Annotated in this window: 20 protein-coding genes; 14 read left to right on the forward strand and 6 right to left on the reverse strand. The window is 65.4% G+C overall.

What is annotated here, in order from left to right; translation table 11 throughout:
• Positions 1-7: 7 nt before the first annotated feature.
• Positions 8-1,000: a Fe2+-enterobactin ABC transporter substrate-binding protein gene (gene fepB, locus ACN0V4_RS09070; protein WP_417675221.1), complete on the reverse strand. Its 993-nt coding sequence runs from the start codon at positions 998-1,000 to the stop codon at positions 8-10.
• Positions 981-1,847 (reverse strand): siderophore-interacting protein, encoded by an 867-nt coding sequence (locus ACN0V4_RS09075; protein ID WP_417675223.1) that lies wholly within the window; start codon positions 1,845-1,847, stop codon positions 981-983. Before ACN0V4_RS09075 ends, fepB begins: the two co-directional genes overlap by 20 nt.
• A gap of 177 nt (positions 1,848-2,024) precedes the next feature.
• Here ACN0V4_RS09075 and ACN0V4_RS09080 point away from each other — a divergent pair, with 177 nt between their 5' ends.
• Positions 2,025-2,837 carry an ABC transporter ATP-binding protein gene (locus ACN0V4_RS09080; protein ID WP_417675225.1) on the forward strand — a complete coding sequence of 271 codons (813 nt, stop codon included), beginning with the start codon at positions 2,025-2,027 and terminating at the stop codon, positions 2,835-2,837.
• Here ACN0V4_RS09080 and ACN0V4_RS09085 read toward each other — a convergent pair.
• Positions 2,816-3,616 (reverse strand): IclR family transcriptional regulator, encoded by an 801-nt coding sequence (locus ACN0V4_RS09085; RefSeq protein ID WP_417675227.1) that lies wholly within the window; start codon positions 3,614-3,616, stop codon positions 2,816-2,818. The two genes, ACN0V4_RS09080 and ACN0V4_RS09085, sit on opposite strands and share 22 nt — an antisense overlap.
• 203 nt (positions 3,617-3,819) lie before the next feature.
• Here ACN0V4_RS09085 and ACN0V4_RS09090 point away from each other — a divergent pair, with 203 nt between their 5' ends.
• From ACN0V4_RS09090 to ACN0V4_RS09115, 6 genes are all read left to right on the forward strand, one after another.
• Complete coding sequence (locus ACN0V4_RS09090) at positions 3,820-5,928, forward strand: TonB-dependent receptor (RefSeq protein ID WP_417675229.1); 2,109 nt, start codon at positions 3,820-3,822, stop codon at positions 5,926-5,928.
• 60 nt (positions 5,929-5,988) lie between these two features.
• The gene (locus ACN0V4_RS09095; RefSeq protein WP_417675231.1) at positions 5,989-7,296 is read left to right on the forward strand and encodes an NtaA/DmoA family FMN-dependent monooxygenase; all 1,308 of its coding nucleotides are present in this window, start codon (positions 5,989-5,991) and stop codon (positions 7,294-7,296) included.
• 150 nt (positions 7,297-7,446) lie between these two features.
• On the forward strand, positions 7,447-8,307 hold the full coding sequence (locus tag ACN0V4_RS09100; RefSeq protein WP_417675233.1) for a MaoC/PaaZ C-terminal domain-containing protein: 861 nt from the start codon (positions 7,447-7,449) through the stop codon (positions 8,305-8,307).
• Positions 8,308-8,336: 29 nt separating this feature from the next.
• Entirely contained in the window at positions 8,337-8,747 is a 411-nt protein-coding gene (locus ACN0V4_RS09105) for a Zn-ribbon domain-containing OB-fold protein (RefSeq protein WP_417675235.1), read from the forward strand.
• Positions 8,744-9,889 carry a thiolase C-terminal domain-containing protein gene (locus ACN0V4_RS09110; protein ID WP_417675237.1) on the forward strand — a complete coding sequence of 382 codons (1,146 nt, stop codon included), beginning with the start codon at positions 8,744-8,746 and terminating at the stop codon, positions 9,887-9,889. The genes ACN0V4_RS09105 and ACN0V4_RS09110 overlap by 4 nt, the downstream gene beginning before the upstream one ends.
• A complete protein-coding gene (locus ACN0V4_RS09115) occupies positions 9,886-10,674 on the forward strand; it encodes an SDR family oxidoreductase (protein ID WP_417675239.1) in 789 nt (262 codons plus the stop codon). Before ACN0V4_RS09110 ends, ACN0V4_RS09115 begins: the two co-directional genes overlap by 4 nt.
• A 134-nt stretch (positions 10,675-10,808) precedes the next feature.
• On the opposite strand, the gene ACN0V4_RS09120 is transcribed toward ACN0V4_RS09115, so the two are convergent.
• From ACN0V4_RS09120 to ACN0V4_RS09130, 3 genes are read right to left on the reverse strand one after another with little or no spacing between them, the layout of a single operon-like run.
• A complete protein-coding gene (locus tag ACN0V4_RS09120; protein WP_417675241.1) occupies positions 10,809-11,606 on the reverse strand; it encodes an enoyl-CoA hydratase/isomerase family protein in 798 nt (265 codons plus the stop codon).
• The gene (locus ACN0V4_RS09125; protein ID WP_417675243.1) at positions 11,603-13,195 is read right to left on the reverse strand and encodes a long-chain-fatty-acid--CoA ligase; all 1,593 of its coding nucleotides are present in this window, start codon (positions 13,193-13,195) and stop codon (positions 11,603-11,605) included. Before ACN0V4_RS09125 ends, ACN0V4_RS09120 begins: the two co-directional genes overlap by 4 nt.
• Positions 13,192-14,346, reverse strand: coding sequence for an acyl-CoA dehydrogenase family protein (locus tag ACN0V4_RS09130; protein WP_417675245.1), 1,155 nt, complete (start codon positions 14,344-14,346; stop codon positions 13,192-13,194). Before ACN0V4_RS09130 ends, ACN0V4_RS09125 begins: the two co-directional genes overlap by 4 nt.
• 125 nt (positions 14,347-14,471) lie before the next feature.
• Here ACN0V4_RS09130 and ACN0V4_RS09135 point away from each other — a divergent pair, with 125 nt between their 5' ends.
• From ACN0V4_RS09135 to ACN0V4_RS09165, 7 genes are all read left to right on the forward strand, one after another.
• Positions 14,472-15,374 carry an SDR family NAD(P)-dependent oxidoreductase gene (locus tag ACN0V4_RS09135; protein ID WP_417675247.1) on the forward strand — a complete coding sequence of 301 codons (903 nt, stop codon included), beginning with the start codon at positions 14,472-14,474 and terminating at the stop codon, positions 15,372-15,374.
• Positions 15,375-15,451: 77 nt separating this feature from the next.
• Positions 15,452-15,922, forward strand: a complete 471-nt coding sequence (locus ACN0V4_RS09140) for a MarR family winged helix-turn-helix transcriptional regulator (protein ID WP_417675249.1) — start codon at positions 15,452-15,454, stop codon at positions 15,920-15,922.
• A gap of 46 nt (positions 15,923-15,968) precedes the next feature.
• Positions 15,969-17,123 carry a CaiB/BaiF CoA transferase family protein gene (locus ACN0V4_RS09145; protein ID WP_417675251.1) on the forward strand — a complete coding sequence of 385 codons (1,155 nt, stop codon included), beginning with the start codon at positions 15,969-15,971 and terminating at the stop codon, positions 17,121-17,123.
• A 38-nt stretch (positions 17,124-17,161) separates the two neighbouring features.
• The gene (locus tag ACN0V4_RS09150) at positions 17,162-18,139 is read left to right on the forward strand and encodes an NAD(P)H-dependent flavin oxidoreductase (RefSeq protein WP_417675253.1); all 978 of its coding nucleotides are present in this window, start codon (positions 17,162-17,164) and stop codon (positions 18,137-18,139) included.
• 125 nt (positions 18,140-18,264) lie between these two features.
• Positions 18,265-19,320, forward strand: a complete 1,056-nt coding sequence (gene dctP / locus ACN0V4_RS09155) for a TRAP transporter substrate-binding protein DctP (RefSeq protein ID WP_417675255.1) — start codon at positions 18,265-18,267, stop codon at positions 19,318-19,320.
• Positions 19,321-19,404: 84 nt separating this feature from the next.
• Positions 19,405-19,899, forward strand: a complete 495-nt coding sequence (locus ACN0V4_RS09160; RefSeq protein WP_417675257.1) for a TRAP transporter small permease subunit — start codon at positions 19,405-19,407, stop codon at positions 19,897-19,899.
• 16 nt (positions 19,900-19,915) lie between these two features.
• On the forward strand, positions 19,916-21,256 hold the full coding sequence (locus tag ACN0V4_RS09165; protein WP_417675259.1) for a TRAP transporter large permease: 1,341 nt from the start codon (positions 19,916-19,918) through the stop codon (positions 21,254-21,256).
• Positions 21,257-21,263 lie beyond the last annotated feature (7 nt).

Here is a 21,263-nt window from a genome sequence, read left to right on the forward strand (position 1 = left end):
CCGTTCCTCATCTGGTGAAATAGGGCCTCAGCGTCTCGATCATCTCCAGACCGGAGTAATAATCGATGCGAAAGGAACTCGGCCCCATCGGATAGACCTGGCCCTTGGCGACCGCCGGCAGGTTCGCCAGGACCGGATCGGCGCAGAAGACCTGCACGCTTTCCGCGCTGCCGCTCATCAGAAAGACGCTGTCGCCGGTGATCGCTGCCGGCAGGTTCTCGTGCGAGATGAAGTCGAAATCGGAGGACCGCGCCACCGCGCCCTGCAGAGCGTCGGGTAGACCCACCACATCGAATCCCAGCGCGGCGGCAACCTTGGCCTGCGGGCTGCTGGGTTTGCCGACCGCATAGGTGCCCGCCAGATTGTGGGAAACGATGCTGACCTGCCCGGGTGGGCGGGTCAGCCCGGCGCCGACCCGGGTGGCGCGATCGGCGAAATCCCGGATCACGCGCTGCGTGCCCTCGTCCTGCCCGCTGGCCCGGCCCAGGGTTTCGGCCAGCTCCTCCCAGCCGTGGCTGGAGTAATCCAGCACCATGACCGGAAGCCCTTGTTCCTCGATCAGCGGCAGATAGGGCAGCACGCTGTCGCCGCCGGTGGCTGAGGCGATCACCAGATCGGGCGCCTGCACGATCAGCCCCTCGATATCGAAGGCGAGATTGGGATAGAGCACCTCGACCCCGCGATCATGGGCGACCTTGGCCCATTGACGGAAGAACCCGCTGTCATCGGTCAGTCGACCCACCGCGGCGGCGGCGCTGGCGACCAGCGGCGCGCCGATGGCCAGCAGGATGCCGGTCAGGCTGGGGGCGGTCGACAGGATGCGCCGGGGCGGCGCGGGCAGCAACAGCTCTCCGGTCTCGTGCGGAATGCGCCGGGGCCAGCCGTTCTCTCCGGTTGCATGGACGAGACGCGGGGGCAGGGCGGCGGCCAATCCGCCCGCCAGCCCCCCGGCCAGAACCGCGCGCCGGCTGGGGCGCCGATCAGACGGCCAGGTCGTCATCATCCAGCGCCTCCATGGTCAGGCCGCGCTTGCGCAGGTTGGAATAGGCCCGCAGGCGCTGGCGGTCGATGTCGGAACTGCTGGTGCCGCGCTTCCAGTATCCGAAGATGCGCAGATCGTCGCGGCCATAGCCCAGGGCGCGGAAATGGGCGCGGATGTCGCGCATCTCCTGCCGCTCGCCGGCGGCCCAGATGGTCCAGCCCGCGGGATCGGTGAGGTCCGCCTTGGCGGTGGCGAAAAGCTGGCCGGTGGTCCCGGCCGGCTGGTCGGGGCCGCGCAGCAGCAGGTGCAGGCCAACGCCCGGGACGGCGGGCAGCGCGTCGAAGGCGGCGCGGTCGTCGGTGTCGATCCAAACATTGCCTCGGGCGCCTTCGGGCCAGGCCTTGAGAATGGCGTAGACCGCCGGGATCGCGGTGTCGTCGGCGAAGATGGCAGCGCGCTTGCCGCTGTCGAGGTTGGGGGTGAAATGCTGGCGCGGCCCGATCATCGACACCCGGGTGCCCGGCCGCGCCGCCTGCAGCCAGCGCATCGCCGGGGTGTCGTCGGGGTGCAGGACGAAGTCGATCTCGGCCACCTCCCGCACCGGGTCGAAGCTGCGGATGGTATAGATGCGGGTGATCGGGCGCTGACCCTCCGGCGTCTCCACCTCGATCCGGACGGCGAGGTTCGCGGGCGCCCAGGCCTCGGGCCTGGCGGCGAAGATGCGGCCGGTGACCCGACCGATCGAGGGCGAGGGGTAGGTGATCGCGATGACCTCCATTTCCACAGGCTCCATGTCGCGCATGTGGTCTTCCTGTTCGAGAAGGTTTTCGGGGTCTTCGACCACATCGGGGGTGAGAGAAGCCATGGGGGATCCTTTCCGTCCCGCGGCCGGGCCGCAGGGTCTTGTCGCGAGGTTGTTTTGACGGATGGCTTCCGGTGCAGCGCCGGGGGCGGCTGCCGAAGTGGCTTGTCTCATATTGCAGACTGCATTCCGCAATGCAATACGGTGAAGCAGGGATTGGATCAGCACGGGGGACCGGTGATGGCAGATCGACTGAAGGCCGAGCGGGTGACATTGCGCTATCAGGACCGGCTGGTCAGCCAAGACCTGAGCTTGGCGATCCCCGACGGCGCCTTCACCGCGATCGTCGGGCCGAACGCCTGCGGCAAGTCCACCTTGCTGCGCGCGCTGTCACGGTTGTTGGCCCCGCGCGAGGGGCAGGTGATCCTTGACGGCCAGGATATCGCCGCCCGCGCGCCGCGCGATGTGGCACGGCGGCTGGGTTTGTTACCGCAGGCGCCCTTGGCGCCGGACGGGATCACGGTTGCCGATCTGGTGGCGCGCGGCCGGTTTCCGCATCAGAGCTTTCTGCGGCAATGGTCGCCCGAGGATGAGGTCGCCGTCGCCGGGGCGATGGCGGCGACCGGGGTGTCTGATCTGGCCGATCGGCCTGTTTCCGATCTGTCCGGCGGGCAGCGGCAACGGGTCTGGATCGCCATGGCGCTGGCGCAGGAAACGCCGATCCTGCTGCTGGATGAACCCACCACCTATCTGGATCTCTCGCATCAGGTGGAGCTGTTGGAGCTGCTGGCCGCGTTGAACGCCCAAGGCCGCACCGTGGTGGCGGTACTGCACGAGCTGAACCTGGCCTTCCGCTATGCCAGCCATCTGGTGGCGATGCGCGACGGGCGGGTGGTGGCCGAGGGCGCGCCGCAGGAGATCGTCACCGAGGCGTTGATAGACGAGGTCTTCGGCCTGTCGGCGCTGATCCAGCCCGATCCGGTTTCGGGGCGGCCGATGGTGATCCCGCGCGGCCGGGCCGGAACGGGCGATCAGCCGGCCAGCGCGCTCTGACCGCCGGTGGCCTGGTTGATCTGCCGGGCCACGGCGCGCAGCGCCAGCCGTTCGTCTTCGGTTTCCAGCCGGCCCAGATCGGTGACGGTGGTGACGACGCAGACCAGTTCCCCCTGCGCGTCGAGGATGGGGGCGGCCTGGCCGGTGACATTCGACAGCAGGTGATTGGTCATCTCGGCCCAGGCCTCGGCCCGGGTACGGGCGATCAGGGCGGGCTCGGGGCGCGGGCCGCGGAAATGCGGTGGCTGGTTGCCGCGGGCGACGTCGATCTGCGCGGCGGGCAGGAAGGCCTGGCAGACCAGCCCGCAGGCGGTGTTGTCGACCGGCAGGATATCCCCCAGCCCCAGCGGCGTGATCGCAAAGCCGGCGCTGCGATACCAGCGCACCAGCGTCGGGCCGCGTTCGGTCCAGATCGCGACGCCGCCGCTCATCGCCCGGGTCTCGGCCAAGAGCTTCATCTGCTGACCGGCGATCTCGACTGCGTCGACGCGGTTCAGCGCAGCCATGCCGATCCCCAGCGCTGCCGGTCCCAGATCGTAATGGCTGCTGATCGGATCCTGGCTGGCAAGGCCCTCCTTTACCAGGCTCTGCATATAGCGATGCGCGGTCGACCGTCCGGTGCCGGCCCGTTGCGCCAGTTCCGCCAGCGGCAGGGCGCGATTCGCCATCGCCATGATGGTCAGGAAACGTGCCGCGATGCTGATCGACTGGATGGTGGAGGAGCGTTTCGGTTGCGGCGCCTTGGCTTCGTCATCGGCAAACGGCTCGAATTCCATCATCTGGTTGGTCCTTTCTCGCCGCCTCCGGCGCCCGGGCCGGATCGGCCGAAGCCTGCGGAGAGTATCGTCTTGGGGTCAGGGTCGTAAAGGGCGGGTGGGGCGATTGACATGCGGTATGCGTTATGCAATGCGGAACATTACGCGCATCGCCAGCCATCAGCGCCCCAGCCAGCGTGACATTCAGGGACAGACTGGGGAAAACCATGCAGAAGACAGACGGCGGCTCGCTGGCGCAAGGCGTCAGCCGCCTTTCGCTTGTGGCCGCGCTGGCGGCAATGGCCGCGGCGCCGGCGGCGGCAGAGGGCAGGGAAGACGAGATTTTCGCGTTGGAACCGATCACGGTGACGGGCGAGAAAGTGGATCGTGACCAGAAGCACACCGCGTCTTCGGTCAGCGTGATCTCGGGCAAGGAGCTGGAAGAGGAATACCCGGGGAAATCGGATGTGAACAGCGTGATCGCCGATACGCCGAACCTGGTGTTCAGTGATTCCGTCGGTACGCCGGTGATCCGGGGACAGGATGCCCAGGGGCCGCACAATGGTGCAGTGGCCTTCTTCGCCGGCACCGTGCCGCGCGCGACCATCAATCTCGATGGCCATTACCTGAGCTATAACGAATTCTACTTTGGCGCGACCTCGGTCTGGGATGTGCAGTCGGTCGAGGTGTTCCGGGGGCCGCAGACGACATCTCAGGGCGCCAATGCGATCGCCGGGGCGATCGTGGTCAATACCAAGGATCCGACCTTCACCCCTGAGGGCGCCTATCGGTTCGAGATCGGCAACTACGGCCAGAAGCGCGCCTCGATGGCATGGTCCGGTCCGCTCAGCGAACAAGTCGCAGTGCGCCTGGCGCTCGATTCCTCGGGCCGCGACACCTTCATCGACTACACCAACCCGAGCTTTATCCAGAACGAATACGGTCAGAACTTCAAATCGCGCACCGCGCGGTTCAAACTGTTGTGGGCGCCGGTCGACATCCCCGGCCTTGAGGCCAAGCTGACGCTGTCGCATTCCGCCAGCGACCGGCCGTCGCAGGAGGCGGCGTCAGAGCCTTACGAGCAGCTCGACAGCATCCATGCCTCGATGCCGAGCTGGCGGCAACAGACCGATACCGCTGTCATTGATGTCAATTATGATTTCTTCAATGGCTGGCGGCTGTTCAACCAGACGCAATATTCCCACAGCAACGTCAAGCGGCGCACCGGGATCACCCATGGCGGCGACGCGGATGTGTCGCAGGACAATGTGTCGAACGAATTCCGCCTGAGCTATGGAACCGAGGACGATCCGCTGAGCGGTTTCTTCGGGCTCTACTATGCCGATACCGACCAGAGTGAATATCTCGATCTCAGCGGCCGCTATTCTTATGTCGACAGCTACAGCTCGACCTTTGAGGATCACAAGAAGAACCTCGGGATCTATGGCGAACTGAGCTGGCATCCGGCCGACCGCTGGACGGTGATCGGCGGGCTCAGGTTTCAGCGCGATCAGATCCAGCGGTCGGGCTATTCGACCTATTCACCGACCCAGGTGGATTACGACAACACCTTCTCTGCCATGTTGCCGAAGTTGAGCGTCGCCTATGACATCTCTCCGGACTGGACCGTGGGGGCGATGGTCAGCCGTGGCTATAACCCGGGTGGCGTGTCGCTGAACTTCAGCAATGGCGAATGGATCGAATTCGAGGAGGAGAAGATCTGGAACTACGAGATCTTCACCCGCGCCTCGCTGCTGGATGATCGGCTGTTCCTGAGCGGGAACCTGTTCCTGATGGATTACAAGAACGGGCAGTTCAACATCCCGGTCTTGGTGGATTCGGTCTATTACACCTATACGATCAACGCCGAGAAGGCGCAGTCCTATGGGGCGGAGCTGGCAGTCGACTATCAGGTGACCGAGGCGCTGCGCCTGCGGGCGAGCGCGGGGCTGTTGCACACCGACCTGCAGGAGGTGTCGAGCAATACCGCCTATGAGGGCAACGAATTCCCCAAGGCGCCGGGTCAGACCTTTAACGTCAGCGCAAGCTGGGATGCCACCGACCGGCTGAACCTGGGCGGGCGGGTGCGCTATGTCGACGGCTATTATTCCGACACCAGCAACACCGCCGCCTATGCGGTGGACGGCTATACGCTGGTCGATCTGGAGGCGAGCTATACCCTGCGCGACGGGCTGGAGCTTTATGGCTTCGTCAACAACATCTTCGACGAGCGCAAGCCGCTGGCCCTGCAGGCCGCGCGCGGCACCAGCGTCTTCACCTCGGCCAGCATGACCAGCCCGCGGATGATCGGCATCGGCATTCGCGGCACGTTCTGATCGCAGAACATCACGGCGCGCGCCGGCCTGTCTGGCGCCCCGATCCACGGAAGGACATTCATGAAACTGCGCGCGAAACTCTGCATCGGCATGTCGCTGGCGCCCACCTGGCTCAGTGGCGAGGGGTGGCGGCGGCCCGACAGCGGTATCGAGGGGCTCTATTCTAGCGATTTCGCGCTGGAGATCGCCCGCCGGGCCGAGGCGGCGCATCTGGATTTCGTCTTTCGACCCGATACCTATTATCTGCCGCTGGAGCCGTTGGAGCAGTCCTTCGGCTTTTCCAGTCTCGATGCGACCCTGATGATGGCCGCAATCGCGCGGGAAACGTCGCGCATCGGGCTGCTGACCACGATCTCCACCACCTTCAGCGCGCCTTACATGGCGGCGCGGCAATTGATGTCGCTGCATTGGCTCAGCCGGGGACGGGCTGGCTGCAATCTGGTCACCGCCCTGTCGGGGAACGAGAATTTCGGCCTGCCGGAAATGCCCACCTCCAACCAGCGCTATGCCCGGGCGGCGGAGTTCATTCAGGTGATGCGCGCGCTCTGGTCCAGCTTCCCGGCCGAGGCGCTGCGGATCGACCGGGCGGCGGGGCAATATGCCGACACCACTTTGATCCATCCGATCGACCACAAGGGCGCCGACTTCGCGGTCAAGGGGCCGCTGAACCTGCCGGAATTTCCCGGGCCCCGCTTGCCGCTGATGCAGGCGGGCGGCTCGGTCACGGGAATGGATTTCGCCGGATCGGTCGCTGACATGGTCTTTGCCCAGACCCCCGACATGGCCGCCGCGCTGGCGATGCGGCAGGAACTGTCTGCGCGGGCCAGGGCGCATGGCCGCGCCCCCCGCGATCTGCGGCTGTTGCCGGGGCTCAGCCTGTATCTGGGCCGCACGCGGGCCGAGGCGCGCGATCTCTTTCTGTCCACCCACGCTCGCGTCGACCGGGCGCAGCGCATCGCCCGGGTGAAGGCGGCGACGGGGCTGGACCTGACCGGCTGGGAGGGCGACCGGCGGATTACGGCCGCGGATTTGCCCGATACGCCGCCCGCCGCGCGTAGTCCCACCCAGGCGGCAGCGCTGGCGGCCGCGATCCGGCGGGAGACGCCCCGGGTCGATGATCTACTGGCCCGGCCCGAGGTGCTCGCCTCGCTGCACTGGCAGGTGATCGGCACGGTCGAGGATGCGGTTTCCGAGATCACCCGCTGGTTCGAGGCCGGCGCCGTCGATGGCTTCGTCGCCGTGCTGGGCGGCGCGCCCTCCTCGCTCGACCTGACACTGGGCGAGTTGATCCCGCGTCTGGCCGAGGCGGGGCTGTTCCGCAGCGCCTATTCCGGCACCACCTTCCTGGAGCATCTGGAGCAGGACTGAGGCGCGGCCGGGTCATTGCCCGGCGTGGCAGTCGCCCGCGGCGGACCGGCTTTTGCCGGTCGGTCTCCGCGGGGTGACCTCTTTGCCGACATTTAATTAGCTTGCAAAATGTTATCAAGCTATGTAAATTTGAGGGCAGGAGGAGAGGTCATGATCAATTATGACGAGCTGATGGCGCGTGAATTTCCCGTCATCGCGCACAGCTATACCATCAAGGATACCATTCTTTATGCGCTGGGTCTCGGGCTGGGAACAGATCCGCTCAACCCCGCGCATCTGCGCGTGACCTATGAGCGGGCAGAGGGCTTTGGCGCCCTGCCGGCGATGGTCAATGTGATCGGCTATCCCGGGTTCTGGGCGATACAGCCCGACACCGGGTTGACCTGGCAGAAGATCCTGCACGGGGAACAGAGCCTGACGCTGCACGCGCCGCTGCCGGCGGAAGGCACGCTGGTCAGCCAGACGAAGATCACCGGGATCATCGACAAGGGCGAAGGCAAGGGCGCGCTGATCTATTCTGAACGCGCCATGACCGATCAGGCCACCGGCACCTTGATCGCCACGGTGTCCTCGACCTCCTTCGCGCGGGGTGACGGCGGTTTCGGTGGCCCCTCGGGGCCGGTCAAGTCGGTTCAGCCGATGCCTGAAGGCGAACCAGAGGTCAGTTACGATTTCCGCACGCCCGAGGGAGCGGCGCTGATCTATCGCCTGTCGGGCGACTTCAACCCGCTGCACGCCGATCCCGCCGTGGCGGCCCAGGCCGGGTTCAAGCGGCCGATCCTGCACGGGCTCTGCACGCTGGGCGTCGCCTCCTGGTCGATCACCCAGGCGCTGGCGGCGGGTGATTTCGCCGCGCTCAAGCATCTTGAGCTGCGCTTCACCTCGCCGGTCTACCCGGGCGAGACGGTGCGCACGGAAATGTGGCGCGACGGTGCCGAGGTGCGGTTCCGTGCCCGCGTGGTCGAACGTGACGTCGTGGTTCTGAACAACGGGCTGGCCCGCCTGGGCTGAGCCGAAGTCATCATCGGAGGAGAGACAGAATGACCGACCGGCCCGTGCCGACAATCTATCCCGAAACCCGGTTCTACTGGGACGGGGCCAAGCAGGGAAAGCTGCTGCTGAATGCCTGCAATGCCTGTGGCGGCAAAGCCTATTTCCCGCCGCGTCCCTTTTGCCCCGCCTGCGGATCGCGCGATGTCGGCGTGATCGAGGCCTCGGGCAAGGGGCGGCTTTATTCCTATATCATCAACCATCTGCCGGCCCCCGGCTATGAGCCGCCTTTCACCGTGGCGGTGGTGATGCTGGACGAGGGGGTGAAGATGGTGGCCAATATCCTCGATTGCCCGCCGGAGCCCGAGGCGCTGGTGCTCGACATGCCGCTGGAAGTGACCTTCGAGCCGCGCGGCGAGATCGCCCTTCCCCAGTTCAGACCCGCAGGAGATGCCGCATGAGCCGCGCCCGTATCGCCATCGTCGGCGCCGCCGAGACCGCCCGCATGGGCAAGGTGCCCGAGCTGAGCCAGACCGGCCTGCATGCCGATGCCGCGCTGAACGCTATGGCCGATTGCGGCCTGACCCCCGCCGATATCGACGGCGTCGCCACCGGCGGGCATGACGTGGCCGAGATCGTCCAGTACCTCGGGATCACGCCGACCTGGTATGACGGCACTTCGGTCGGCGGCTGTTCCTTCATCACCCTGGTGCGCCACGCGGCGGCGGCGATCGAGACCGGGCTTTGCACCACGGTGCTGATCACCCATGGTGAAAGCGGCCGGTCGAACAACCGCAACCATCGCCCGATCTTCCCCTCGATGCAGCAGCAGGAATTCGAATCGATCTATGGCCCGCTGTTCCCGCCGTCGCGGTTCACCCTGCCGGTGATGCGCAAGATGAAGGACGACGGGTTGACCGAGGAACAGCTTGCCATGGTCGCGGTGGTGCAGCGCGAATGGGCGGCGTTCCACCCCCGCGCCACGATGCGCGACCCGATCACCGTCGACGACGTGCTGAACTCGAAGATGATCGCCTATCCGTTCCGGCTGATGATGTGCTGCCTGGTCTCGGACGGCGGCGGCGCGCTGATCCTGACCTCGGCCGAGCGGGCCAAGGATTTTCCGACCAAGCCGGTCTATCTGCGCGGCATGGGCGGCGAAAGCGCCGAGGGGCCGATGATCAGCCAGATGGAAAGCTTCACCTCGTCCAAGGCGTTCCGCGTCTCGGGCAAGGCCGCCTTCGACAGCGCCGGGATCAGCCATGCGGATGTGGATCACCTGATGATCTATGACGCCTTCGCGCATCTGCCGATCTATGGGCTCGAGGACCTGGGATTTGTCAAACCGGGCGAGGGCGGTGCCTTCATCGCCGAGGGCAACACCCGGCCCGGCGGCAAGCTGCCGCTGAACACCAATGGCGGCGGGCTCAGCTATATGCATTCGGGCATGTACGGCATGTACGCCCTGCAAGAGGGCGTGCGGCAGATGCGCGGCGTCTCTCCGGCCCAGGTCGAGGGTGCGAAACTGTCGGTCGTCCACGGCGTCGGTGGCATGTTCAGCGCCGCCGCGACGGCCGTGCTGACGACGGAGGATCAATGGTGAGCGGTTTCGCCGGCAAGACCGTCTTCGTCTCGGGCGGAACCAGCGGCATCAATCTGGGGATCGTGCGGCATTTCGCGGCGGCGGGGGCGAAGGTCTTTGTCATCTCCCGCGATCCGCAGAAGGTCGAGACGGCGGTCGAGGGGCTGCGCGCCCTCGGCGCCGAGGCGGCAGGACAATCCGCCGACGTGCGCCAGGCCGATCAGGTCGAGGCCGCCGTCGCGCGCTGTGCCGAGCTGTTCGGAGAGATCGACATTCTCGTTTCCGGCGCGGCGGGGAATTTCCTTGCCCGGGCCGAGAAGATCAGCTCGAACGGCTTTCGCGCGGTGATGGAGATCGACGTGCTCGGCACCCATCACGTCATGCACGCGGCCTTCCCGCATCTGAAAAAGCCCGGCGCCTGCATCCTGAACCTGTCGGCACCGCAGGCCAGCGTCGCCATGGTCGGCCAGTCGCATGTCTGCGCCGCCAAGGCCGGGATCGACATGCTGACGCGCACGCTGGCGCTGGAATGGGGGCCGCTGGGGATCCGGGTGAACTCGGTCTCGCCGGGGCCGATCGCGGATACCGAGGGCCAGAGGCGGCTGGTGCCCGATCCGGCGGCGGTGGAGGAACGGGTGAACGCCATCCCACTCAAGCGGATGGGCACACTGGAGGATGTGGCAGAGCTTTGCGCCTTTCTCGCCTCGGACCGGGCCAGCTATATCACCGGGACGATCATCCCGGTCGATGGCGGCACCACGCTGAACCCGACGCCGACGCGGATGGCGAAATTCCTCGATGGGTGAGGTCTGTCACTCAAATCGAATGCCGGAATAAAAGCAGGGGCCGATGGATCATCGGCCCCTGTCCGTTTTCGGCTCTGTTTTCGCGCCTGCTTTCCGGGGCGCGCCACGCGACGGCCGCGTGCCCCGGGCGGGGGTCACTTGAAATCGAACCGGGGCGGCAGCTTGCGGGTAAACCGGTCGATCGCCTCCTTGTGATAGTCGCTGGTCAGGCAGATCGACTGTGCCTGCGCCTCCATCTGCAGCAGGGTGTCGCTGTCGAGTTCCAGCGATCGGGCCGAGATCGCCTTGGTCAGCCCGAAGGCGGTGCGCGAAGCTTCGGTCATCTGAGCCGCGATCGCCTGCGCCCGGGGCAGCAGCGCCTCGGGCGGGTGCACCTCCATGCAGATGCCGATCTGCCGGGCCTCCTCGGCCTTCAGGGTGCGGCCGGTATAGAACAGCTCGCGCGCGCGCTGCAGGCCGACCATCCGGGGCAGGGTGAAGAACAGGTTGCCGTCCGGCACCGCCCCCACCTTGCAGAACGACGCGTTGAACGACGCCCGCGTCGAGGCGAGGATGATGTCCCCGGTCAGCGCCAGCCCCAGCCCGGCGCCATAGGCCGGCCCGTCCACCGCGACGATCACCGGCACCGGCAGGTCGCGCAGCAGACGCAACCAGCGGTGCAGGTGTTTCATCCGGGGCGTGATATCCTCCGCCCCGGAGACCAGCCCGGCCTTGTGATTGGCCAGCATCTTCTTCAGATCGCCGCCGGCGCAGAAGACGCCATCCGACCCGGTGAGGATCAGCGCCTGCAGCGTGTCGTCGGTCGACAGCGCCTGGAGGGTGTCGTGAAACCCCTGCCGCATCGCGTCGGACAGCGCATTGCGGCTGGCGGGTTCCATCATCTCGATCTGGACGGTGCCCCCGGTGCGGGTGATGCGCAGCGGATCGCTCATGCCTGACCCCCTTCCTCGCGGGCGGAGAGGACCATCGCGCGGATGGTCTTCTTGTCGATCTTGTTGGTGGGCGACAGCGGCAGCGCGCCGTCCCAGATGGTGACGCCACGGGGGGATTTGAAATCGGCGATCCGCGACCGGCAGAAGGCGATCAGGTCGTGCTCCTCGGCGCTCTGGCCCTCGTGCAGGGCGACCACGGCATGGACCATCTCGCCCCATTTCTCGTGCGGGATGCCGATCACCGCCGCCTGGGCCACGGCCGGATGCTTGGACAGCGCATTCTCGGTCTCGATCGGATAGACGTTCTCGCCGCCTGAGATGATCATCTCCTTGGTGCGCCCGACCAGCGTCAGATATCCGTCCTCGTCCAGATAGCCGGCGTCGCCGGTGTGATAGAAGCCGCCGCGCATCGCCTGTGCGGTCTCCTCCGGCCGGTTCCAATAGCCGTTCATCACCTGCGGCCCGCGCAGGATGATCTCGCCCGGTTGGCCGACGGGCACCGGCTGGTCGTTCTCGTCGACGATGCGCAGATCGGAATAGATCATCGGCCGTCCGACCGAGCCGAGCTTGCCGATCATCGGATTGCCGGGCACGTGATCCTCGGGCGTCAGCACCGAGAGCACCGGCGATGTTTCCGTCATCCCGTAGCCCTGGCAGAAGGTGACGCCGGGGATCGCCTCGATCGCGCGTTCCATCAGCGACAGCGGCATCGGCGCGGCGCCATAGGTCAGGCAGCGGATCGACGAGAAGTCGAAATCGGAAAACCGTGGGTGGTCCATGATCATGCGCAGCATGGTCGGCACCAGCGTCATCGTGGTGATCCGCTGATCCTGGATGATCTGCATGGTCTCCTCGACCTCGAAGCGGGGCTGGATCACCATCGTGGTGCCATAGGCCACGGCGGTATAGACCCGGCTGCCGGTGCCGAGGTGGAAGAGCGGCCCGGAGAGCAGCAGCACATCGGTTTCCCGATAGCCGTAAAGGTGGCCCGAACCGGTGGCGTTCACCAGCAGGTTGGAATGCGACAGCATCACCCCCTTCGGCACGCCGGTGGTGCCGGAGGTATAGAAGATGATCATCGTGTCGTCCGATCGGCTGGCGCGGTCGTCGAAGGCATCGTCGGTGACGGGACCCGCGGCGGCGATCAGCGCGTCATAGCACAGCGTGGCGTCTGGCACGCCGGGGGCGGTGCTGTCCCAATCGGCAAAGATCAGATGGCACAGCGATGGGCAGCGCGCCATCAGCGCCGCCGCGCGGTTGATGAAATGCCGGTCGACCACCAGAATCTCGGGCGTGCAATCGGCGATGACCTCGGCCATCTCCTCTTCCGAGAGGCGATAGTTCAGCGGCACCAGAATGCCGCCGACGGTGCAGGGGGCATAGTACATCTCGACCAGCCAGTGCGAGTTCTGCCCGAGATAGGCGACCCGGTCGCCGGGCCTCAGCCCGAGATCGACCAATGCCTTGCCGATGCCCTGGATGCGGTCGCGAAACTCGGCCCAGGTGAAATCGCGGCCTTCGAAATGGGTCGCCTTCTTGTTCGGAGTCCTGAAGGCGTATTTCCGGATCAGGTCGGGATAGCGGATCATTTCCGCCCCCCGAGCACCGAACGGCCGATGATCTCGCGCATCACCTCGCCGGTGCCGCCGGCGATTCGACCGACGCGGGCATCCGCCCAGGCGCGGGCGACCGGGTATTCCCACATGTAGCCATAGCCGCCAAACATCTGCAGCATGTCGTCGAGGCAGCGGCACAGGGTTTCCGAGGTCAGCATCTTGCCCATGGCGGCGTCCACCGCATCAAGTTCGCCTGCGACATGCATCTCCAGGCATTTGTCGGTGAAGACGCGCATCAGCACCGCCTGCGCCTTGATCTCGGCGATCTTGAAGCGGGTGTTCTGGAAATCGCCGATGGTCTGGCCGAAGGCCCGCCGCTCGGTCACATGGGCGACGGTCCAGTCCAGCGCGGCCTCGAGCGCGGCGGTGGCGCGGACGCATTGCAGCAGCCGTTCCTGCGGTAGCTGTTCCATCAGTTGATAGAAGCCGCGCCCCTCGGCCCCCAACAGGTTGGCGGCGGGCACCCGGACGTTGTCGAAGAACAGCTCGGCGGTGTCCTGCGCCTTCCAGCCGACCTTTTCCAACAGCTTGTTGCCCTTGCGAAAGCCGGGCGTATCCGTCGGCACCAGGATCAGCGAGGTGCCCTTGGCCCCCAGCGTCGGGTCGGTCTTGCAGGCCAGCACCAGAATGTCGCAATTGCCGCCGTTGGTGATAAAGACCTTCTGGCCGTTGATGACGAAATCGTCGCCGTCGCGGATCGCGGTGGTCTTGATGCCCTGCACGTCCGACCCCGCGGCAGGCTCGGTCATGGCGATGGCGCCGATCGCCTCGCCCCGCGCCATCCGTGGCAACCATTCCTGTTTCAAAGCTTCCGAGCCGTAATGCAGGATATAGGGGGCGACGATATCGGAATGCAGCGAAAACCCGGGCCCCATGGCACCGGCTGCGGCCAGTTCCTCCATCACCACCATCGAGAACAGGAAATCCGCGCCGGCGCCGCCATATGCCTCGGGCATTGCGGCACAGAGCAGCCCGTTCTCGCCCGCCTTGCGCCAGGCCTCGCGGCTGACGCGACCGTCCTTTTCCCACTGGGCGTGGTTCGGGGTGATCTCCTCTGCCACGAAGCGGCGGACCTGATCGCGAAACATCTCGTGGTCTTCATTGAATATGGAACGCTTGAACATGCGTCGCTCCTCCCTCTCTCCTCCGTATCGGCGACGACCGATACCCTCGCCCGTTCATAATTAGCTTGCAAACTTTTATCAAGCTAATTACATCTGGATCAACCTGATGAGGAGGAGATCGAGAGATGCTCGAAGGGAAAACAGTGATCGTGACCGGCGCCGGCCGGGGGATCGGCCGCGATATCGCGCTGATGATGGCGTCGAAGGGCGCCAGGGTCGTGGTCAACGATCTGGGCGGCGCGCCCGACGGGGCGGGGGCCGATGCCACCCCGGCGCAGGAGGTGGTCAACGAAATTCGCGCCGCCGGCGGCGAGGCGGTGGCCAACTTCGGCAATGTGGCCAAGCCCGGGGACGCCAAGGCGATGGTCGAGCAGGCGATGGATGAATTCGACGGCATCGACGTCATCGTCAACAATGCCGGCATCCTGCGCGACGTCATCTTCCACAAGATGACGGAAGACGATTGGGACAGCGTCATCGCCGTGCACCTGAAGGGCAGCTTCAACATGGCGCATGCCGTGGCGCAGCAGTTCAAGATGCAGGCCTCGGGCTGCTTCATCAACTTCACCTCGACCTCCGGGCTGATCGGCAACTTCGGTCAGGCGAATTATTCGGCGGCGAAGATGGGCATCATCGGGCTGTCGAAATCGCTGGCGCTGGACATGGCACGGTTCAACGTGCGGTCGAACTGCATCGCGCCCTTCGCCTGGTCGCGGCTGATCGGCACCATCCCGGCCAAGACCGAGGCCGAGAAGGCCCGGGTCGAGCGGATCAAGGAAATGACGCCGGCCAAGATCGCCCCCCTCTGCGTGGCGCTGGCCGATCCGGCCTCGGATGTGACCGGCCAGATCTTTTGCGTGCGCAACAACGAGATCTTCCTGATGTCGCAGCCGCGCCCGATCCGGTCGGTGCATCGCTCGGAAGGCTGGACTCCGGAAACGGTGCGGGATCATGCAATCCCGGCGATGCGGGCGAACTTCTTCGACCTCGAACGTTCGGGCGACGTGTTTACCTGGGATCCGATCTAAACCTCTCGCGCTGAGAGGTCGGAAAAAATAAACTGGCCGCCAGGTTGGGCGGTGGTGATCGAAAGGGCAATTGAATCGTGAGCGACACAAAGCAGGAAAAACAGGTGGCGATATCTCTGGGAGAGGACAACAATCCGATCTATCAGGATATCGCGCGGTTTCGGGCCATCCTGTTCGACGCGATGCTGAAACCTCACGACATGACGATGTCCCAGGGCTGGGTTCTGGTGCACCTCGTGCGCGAGAACGGGCTGAGGCAATCGGAACTGGCCGACAGGCTGGACGTTGCCACCGTCACCACCTCGAAGCTGATCGACCGGCTTGAGGCGCGCGGCTATGTCGAGCGCCGCACCGATCCCGAGGACCGCCGGTCGAACCGGGTCTATGCCACGCCACAGGCGACGCATCTGGTCAAGGTGATGACCAAGACGATTTTCGAGGTCGACAAGATCGCCAACGAGGGGATCGAGGTCGCCGACCTTGAGGTCACGCGCCGCGTGCTGGCCCGGATGCGCAAGAACCTCAGGGCAGCGCTCGACAACCGCTGAGCGGCCGGTTCCCCGCAAAAGGGGATTTCAACGAAAGGATACCGCGATGCTGACACCGGCATCCGCGCCGCCCTTGCATGGGCTGCGTATCATCGAATTCTCCGGTATCGGCCCCGGCCCCTTCGCCGGGATGATGCTGGCCGACATGGGGGCGGAGATCATCCGGATCGAGCGGCCTGGCGCCAGCTCTCCCACCGGGCAGGGCGATCCGGCGCTGGATTTCCTGGCACGTGGGCGCAAATCGCTGGCGCTGAATCTCAAGGCGCCAGGCGCGGTCGACCTGGCGCTGCGGCTGATCGCGGGTGCCGATGGGGTGATCGAGGGGTTTCGCCCCGGGGTGATGGAACGGCTGGGGCTGGGGCCGGAGGTTTGTCTCGCGCGCAACGACCGGCTGGTCTATGGCCGGATGACGGGCTGGGGGCAGGAGGGGCCGATCGCCCAGACTGCCGGCCACGATCTGAACTATATCGCCTTGACCGGGGCGCTCTGGGCCAGCGGAGAAAAGGATCGCGCGCCCAGCTTTCCGCTGAACCTTTTGGGCGATTTCGGCGGCGGCGGCATGTTTCTGGCCTTCGGCATGGTCACCGGCCTTTTGCAGGCGGCGCGGACCGGGCGCGGCGATGTGGTCGATGCGGCCATCGTCGACGGCACCGCCGCGCTGATGGCGATGCTCCACAGTCGCCGGGCGATGGGGCTCTGGCGGGATGAGCGGGCCTCGAACGCGCTGGACGGCGGGGTGCCCTGGTACGGGGTCTATGATTGCGCGGACGGTGGCTGGATCACCATTGGCGCGCTCGAGCCGCAGTTCTGGGCGGTTCTGCTCGACAAGCTGGGGCTGACCGAGGCCGAGCTGGGCGACCGCAAGGAACCCGGCACCTGGCCCGCCATGCGCGCGCGGCTCGCCGCCATCTTCCGGTCGCAGCCGCGCGATCACTGGGTGGCGCTCTTGCAGGACAGCGACGCCTGTTTCGCCCCGGTGCTCAGCCCGGCAGAGGCGGTGGAACATGCGCACAACCGGGCGCGCGGCATCTTTTCCGATGCCCCCGTGCAACCGATGCCGGCGCCCCGGTTCAGCCGGGCGCCGACGCCCTTGCCCGATGCCGCCCCGGTGCCCGGGGCCCACAGCCGCATGGTGCTGGAGGCGGCGGGATTCTCGATGGCGGAGATCGAGGAGTATTTCCGCGACGGCACCGTGACCTGACGCCATGACCTGAGGGCAGTATTGGGGAGGAGACCCATATGACTTTGCCGGACAGATTGAAGTCGCTGCGCCTGCCATTGATCGGCAGCCCGCTTTTCATCATCTCGACCCCCGATCTGGTCATCGCCCAATGTCGCGCGGGGATCGTGGGATCCTTCCCGGCATTGAACGCGCGCGAGAAGGATGGCCAGTCGCTGGAGGAGTGGATCCTGCGCATCAAGGCGGCGCTGGCAGAGCATGACGCGGCGCATCCCGACCGCCCGGCGGCGCCCTTCGCGGTCAATCAGATCGTGCATCGGTCGAATGCGCGGCTGGAGCGGGATGTGGAGCTTTGCGTGAAACACCGGGTGCCGGTCTGGATCACCTCGCTCGGGGCGCAGGAATGGGTCTATGAGGCGGCGCATTCGGTGGGGGCGATCGTGCTGCACGACGTCATCAACAACCGCTTCGCCCACAAGGCCATCGACAAGGGCGCCGATGGGCTGATCGCCGTGGCGGCCGGGGCTGGGGGCCATGCCGGGGCGCAATCCCCCTTCGCCCTGGTCCAGGAAATCCGTGACTGGTTCGATGGGCCGCTGTTCCTGTCCGGGGCCATCGCGCGCGGCGATTCGCTGTTGGCGGCGCTGGCGATGGGGGCGGACGGTGGCTATGCCGGCACCGCGTTCATCGCCACGGAGGAGGCGAATGCGGTCGCGGCCTACAAGCGGATGATCGCAGAGCACGGGGCCGAGGATATCATCTATTCCAACCTCTTCACCGGGGTCTGGGGCAATTATCTGAAACCCTCGATCGCCGCTGCCGGGATGGATCCGGAGGCATTGGAGCGGTCCGATCCGTCGAAGATGAGCTTCGCCGAGACCCGGGAAAAGCCGAAGAGCTGGAAAGAGATATGGGGCGCCGGTCAAGGCATCGGCGCGATCCGAGAGACCGTGCCGACGGCAGCGCTGGTCGATCGTCTCGAACGGGAATTCCAGGCGGCACGGGCGCGTCTTGGGCTTCGCTTGGCCGGGATCTGAGCCTTGCAAACCCACGCTGAAAGGGAGACTGCCGCAAGATTAGATTGCTAGATAATTATTATCATGCTATCAAAATTTCCAGGAGGACCGGGTGCATAACCCGGATGGGAAAAGGGAGGAAGACCATGAATTCACTCGTCAGAACCGGCCTGATCGCGGCGTCTGTTTCTGTCCTGGTGCTGAGCGCACATGCAGAGATCACGCTGATCGCCAACGAACCGGGGCCGAACCGCGGGGTCCGGGCCAAGGCCGTGGAATACATCGGCCAGCAGATCAATGAGCGCACCGGGGGGGAGATCCGGATCGAGCAGAACTGGGGTGGTGCCCTGTTCAAGATCAATGCCGCACTGGAGTCGATGTCCACCGGCGTCGCCGACATCGGGCTGATCATCGGCGCCTATGCGCAATCCGAATTTCCCGAACTGGCGATCGGCGATCTGCCGGTGGCCACCGCCGACCCCTGGGTCATGATGATGGCGATGAACGAGCTGTTCCATACCAATCCGCGCATCCAGGAACGGCTGGACGAGCTGAGCCTGGTCTATGTCGCCCCCTTTGGCACCTCGCAGGGGATCCTCGGCTGCCAGGACAAGGCGATCAAATCCGCCGATGACTTCAAGGGCGTCAAGATGCGCTATGCCGGCGCCTATGGCGAGATCTACTCGAACCTGGACGCGAATATGGTCGACATGTCGATCTATGATGCCTTCCAGGGGATGGAGACCGGCCTGCTGGAATGCACGCTGACCTATCCCTATTTCGCGGTGGCCACCAAGCTCGACGATATGCTCGACAGTATCACGCCGATGAATTTCAACGGCTCGACCAGCCTGGGCACCTTCATCAACAAGCTGACCTTCGAGACGCTCACCCCCGAGCAGCAGAAGGTTGTCACCTCTCTCGATCTGGACGTGATCAACTTCTATTCCGAACAGATGTTCGCGGCCGATGCGAATGCCTGGGCGGTGATGCGCGATCAGAAGGGTATTCCTGTCTACGAACTGTCGCCCGAGGATTACGCCCGGATGGACAAGGCGGCAGAGCCGATGATCACCCGCTGGAAGGTCGACGCCACCGCCAAGGGCTTTGACGCCGATACGCTGTTGGGCGAGTTCCGGACGCTGATCGACAAGTACAACGCCGTAGTGAAATCCGAAGGCTATCCCTGGGATCGGAGCTGACCCAGCCCCGGGGCGGCTGCCCCGCGAGATCTCGCCCCCGGCCGCGCGGGCCGGGGTGTGCTCCAATTCGGAAGGCTTGATCCAATGACCCGATTGATTGAGCGGTGGCTCAATACCGCGGCGGCTGTCGCGATCCTACTGCTGTGCCTGTTGATCGTCGCCAATGTGTTCGGCCGGCAATTCCTGCACCGCGGTATTCCCGACGTCATCATTCTCGTGCGCGAACTCATGGTTCCCGCGATCCTCTTCCCGCTGGCCTCGGCCACGTCGTCGCGGGCCCATGTGGCGATCGATGTCATCGCCCAGCATTTTCCCGCCGCGCTGAACCGCTGGATCGCGGTCCTGGCGATCCTGTTCGGCCTTCTGGTGGCCACCGTGCTGCTCTGGGCTGGCTGGGAAGAACTCGTTCGCACCTGGAAATCCGGTGCCCATTACTCGGGTGATTTCCAACTGCCCAAATGGCCGAGCCGGCTGATGTTTGTCCTGGCCATCGGCCTGTTCGAACTGCGTCTGCTGCAACTGCTGTGGGTCGATCTCAAGGCGGCCGTCACCGGCGTTCCCGCGCCCAGCCAAATCTGACGGAAGGAACCGCATCATGGACATGGCAACTGTGGGCTATATCGCCTGCGCCCTCGTCATCTTTCTGCTCGCCATCCGGGTGCCGATCGCCTTCGCCATCGGCGGGGTGGCGGTGGCCGCGATCTTTATCGTCTTCGCCTTTCGCACCGGCACCTTCATGCCGGAGCGTGCGATCCGCACCACCCTGTCGCTGGCCTTCTCCTCGGCCTTCGATCTGGTCCATTCCTATGATCTGTCGATGATCCCGCTGTTCATCGCCCTGGGCCATGTCGCCTATAGGGCGGGGATCACCACCGAGATTTACGAGGCCGCGCGGGTCTGGCTGGTGCGTCTGCCCGGCGGCGTCGCCATCGCCTCGGTCGCGGGCTGCGGCGGGTTCTCGGCGATCTCGGGGTCGTCCATCGCCTGCGCCTCGACCATGGGACGGATCTGCACGCCCGAGATGCTGCGGCTGAACTATGATCCCCGGCTGGCGACCGCCTCGGTCGCGGCAGGGGGCACGCTGGGCTCGTTGATCCCGCCGTCGGTGCTGTTCATCATCTACGGCATCTTCACCGAAAGCTCGATCAGCCAGCTGTTCCTGGCGGGCTTCCTGCCGGGCATCCTGTCGCTTCTGGGCTATGCGCTGGTGATCATCCTCTGGGTGCGCCGCTCGCCCGAGATCGCGCCGGTTCCGACCGAGGTGTTCAGCACCCGGCAGAAGCTTGCCGCCGCCGTCGCGGCCTGGCCGGCGGTCCTGCTGTTCATTCTGGTGCTGGGCGGCATCTATGGCGGCTTCTTCACCGCGACTGAGGCGGCGGCTCTGTCGCTGATGTTCGCGACGCTTCTGGGGATCGCGCGCCGCAAGATCCGGGTGACGGATGTGATCCCGCTGATCCGCGAGACCATGGGCACCACCGGCGCGATCTTCCTGATCGCCGCCTGCGCCAAGATCTTCGTTGCGCTGATCGCGCTGACCGGCCTGTCGAACAGCCTTGTCGGGTTGCTGAACGCCGCCAACGTCGGCCCGGGGTCGTTCATCCTGATGGTCTGCGTGATCTATCTGGTGCTGGGGATGTTTCTCGACCCGGTGGGGATCATCGTGCTGACCCTGCCGCTGATGATCCCGATGGTCGAGAATTACGACATGAACCTGATCTGGTTCGGCGTCGTGGTGGTGAAGCTGCTCGAGATCGGGCTGATCACCCCGCCGGTCGGGCTGAACGTCTTCGTGCTGGCCTCGGTGCTTGAGGAAAAGGTCGAGATCGGCAAGATTTTCGCGGGTCTCTGGCGGTTCCTCGGGATCGATCTGGTGGTGCTCGCGCTGCTGATCCTGGTGCCGGCGATATCGCTCTTCCTGCCGACATCGATGTATTGAGGGACCT

This window comes from Pseudodonghicola sp. (genome assembly GCF_048268305.1).
Taxonomy (GTDB): domain Bacteria; phylum Pseudomonadota; class Alphaproteobacteria; order Rhodobacterales; family Rhodobacteraceae; genus Pseudodonghicola.

What these genes read in the sequence shown, in the direction of transcription:
- ACN0V4_RS09085 (WP_417675227.1), bottom strand. Translation starts at nt 3,616, where the DNA reads ATGATGGAATTCGAGCCGTTTGCCGATGACGAAGCCAAGGCGCCGCAA.
- ACN0V4_RS09160 (WP_417675257.1), top strand. Translation starts at nt 19,405, where the DNA reads ATGACCCGATTGATTGAGCGGTGGCTCAATACCGCGGCGGCTGTCGCG.
- ACN0V4_RS09075 (WP_417675223.1), bottom strand. Translation starts at nt 1,847, where the DNA reads ATGGCTTCTCTCACCCCCGATGTGGTCGAAGACCCCGAAAACCTTCTC.
- fepB (WP_417675221.1), bottom strand. Translation starts at nt 1,000, where the DNA reads ATGACGACCTGGCCGTCTGATCGGCGCCCCAGCCGGCGCGCGGTTCTG.
- ACN0V4_RS09150 (WP_417675253.1), top strand. Translation starts at nt 17,162, where the DNA reads ATGACTTTGCCGGACAGATTGAAGTCGCTGCGCCTGCCATTGATCGGC.
- ACN0V4_RS09120 (WP_417675241.1), bottom strand. Translation starts at nt 11,606, where the DNA reads ATGAGCGATCCGCTGCGCATCACCCGCACCGGGGGCACCGTCCAGATC.
- ACN0V4_RS09080 (WP_417675225.1), top strand. Translation starts at nt 2,025, where the DNA reads ATGGCAGATCGACTGAAGGCCGAGCGGGTGACATTGCGCTATCAGGAC.
- ACN0V4_RS09130 (WP_417675245.1), bottom strand. Translation starts at nt 14,346, where the DNA reads ATGTTCAAGCGTTCCATATTCAATGAAGACCACGAGATGTTTCGCGAT.
- ACN0V4_RS09090 (WP_417675229.1), top strand. Translation starts at nt 3,820, where the DNA reads ATGCAGAAGACAGACGGCGGCTCGCTGGCGCAAGGCGTCAGCCGCCTT.
- ACN0V4_RS09110 (WP_417675237.1), top strand. Translation starts at nt 8,744, where the DNA reads ATGAGCCGCGCCCGTATCGCCATCGTCGGCGCCGCCGAGACCGCCCGC.
- ACN0V4_RS09145 (WP_417675251.1), top strand. Translation starts at nt 15,969, where the DNA reads ATGCTGACACCGGCATCCGCGCCGCCCTTGCATGGGCTGCGTATCATC.
- ACN0V4_RS09100 (WP_417675233.1), top strand. Translation starts at nt 7,447, where the DNA reads ATGATCAATTATGACGAGCTGATGGCGCGTGAATTTCCCGTCATCGCG.
- dctP (WP_417675255.1), top strand. Translation starts at nt 18,265, where the DNA reads ATGAATTCACTCGTCAGAACCGGCCTGATCGCGGCGTCTGTTTCTGTC.
- ACN0V4_RS09135 (WP_417675247.1), top strand. Translation starts at nt 14,472, where the DNA reads ATGCTCGAAGGGAAAACAGTGATCGTGACCGGCGCCGGCCGGGGGATC.
- ACN0V4_RS09165 (WP_417675259.1), top strand. Translation starts at nt 19,916, where the DNA reads ATGGACATGGCAACTGTGGGCTATATCGCCTGCGCCCTCGTCATCTTT.
- ACN0V4_RS09095 (WP_417675231.1), top strand. Translation starts at nt 5,989, where the DNA reads ATGAAACTGCGCGCGAAACTCTGCATCGGCATGTCGCTGGCGCCCACC.
- ACN0V4_RS09105 (WP_417675235.1), top strand. Translation starts at nt 8,337, where the DNA reads ATGACCGACCGGCCCGTGCCGACAATCTATCCCGAAACCCGGTTCTAC.
- ACN0V4_RS09125 (WP_417675243.1), bottom strand. Translation starts at nt 13,195, where the DNA reads ATGATCCGCTATCCCGACCTGATCCGGAAATACGCCTTCAGGACTCCG.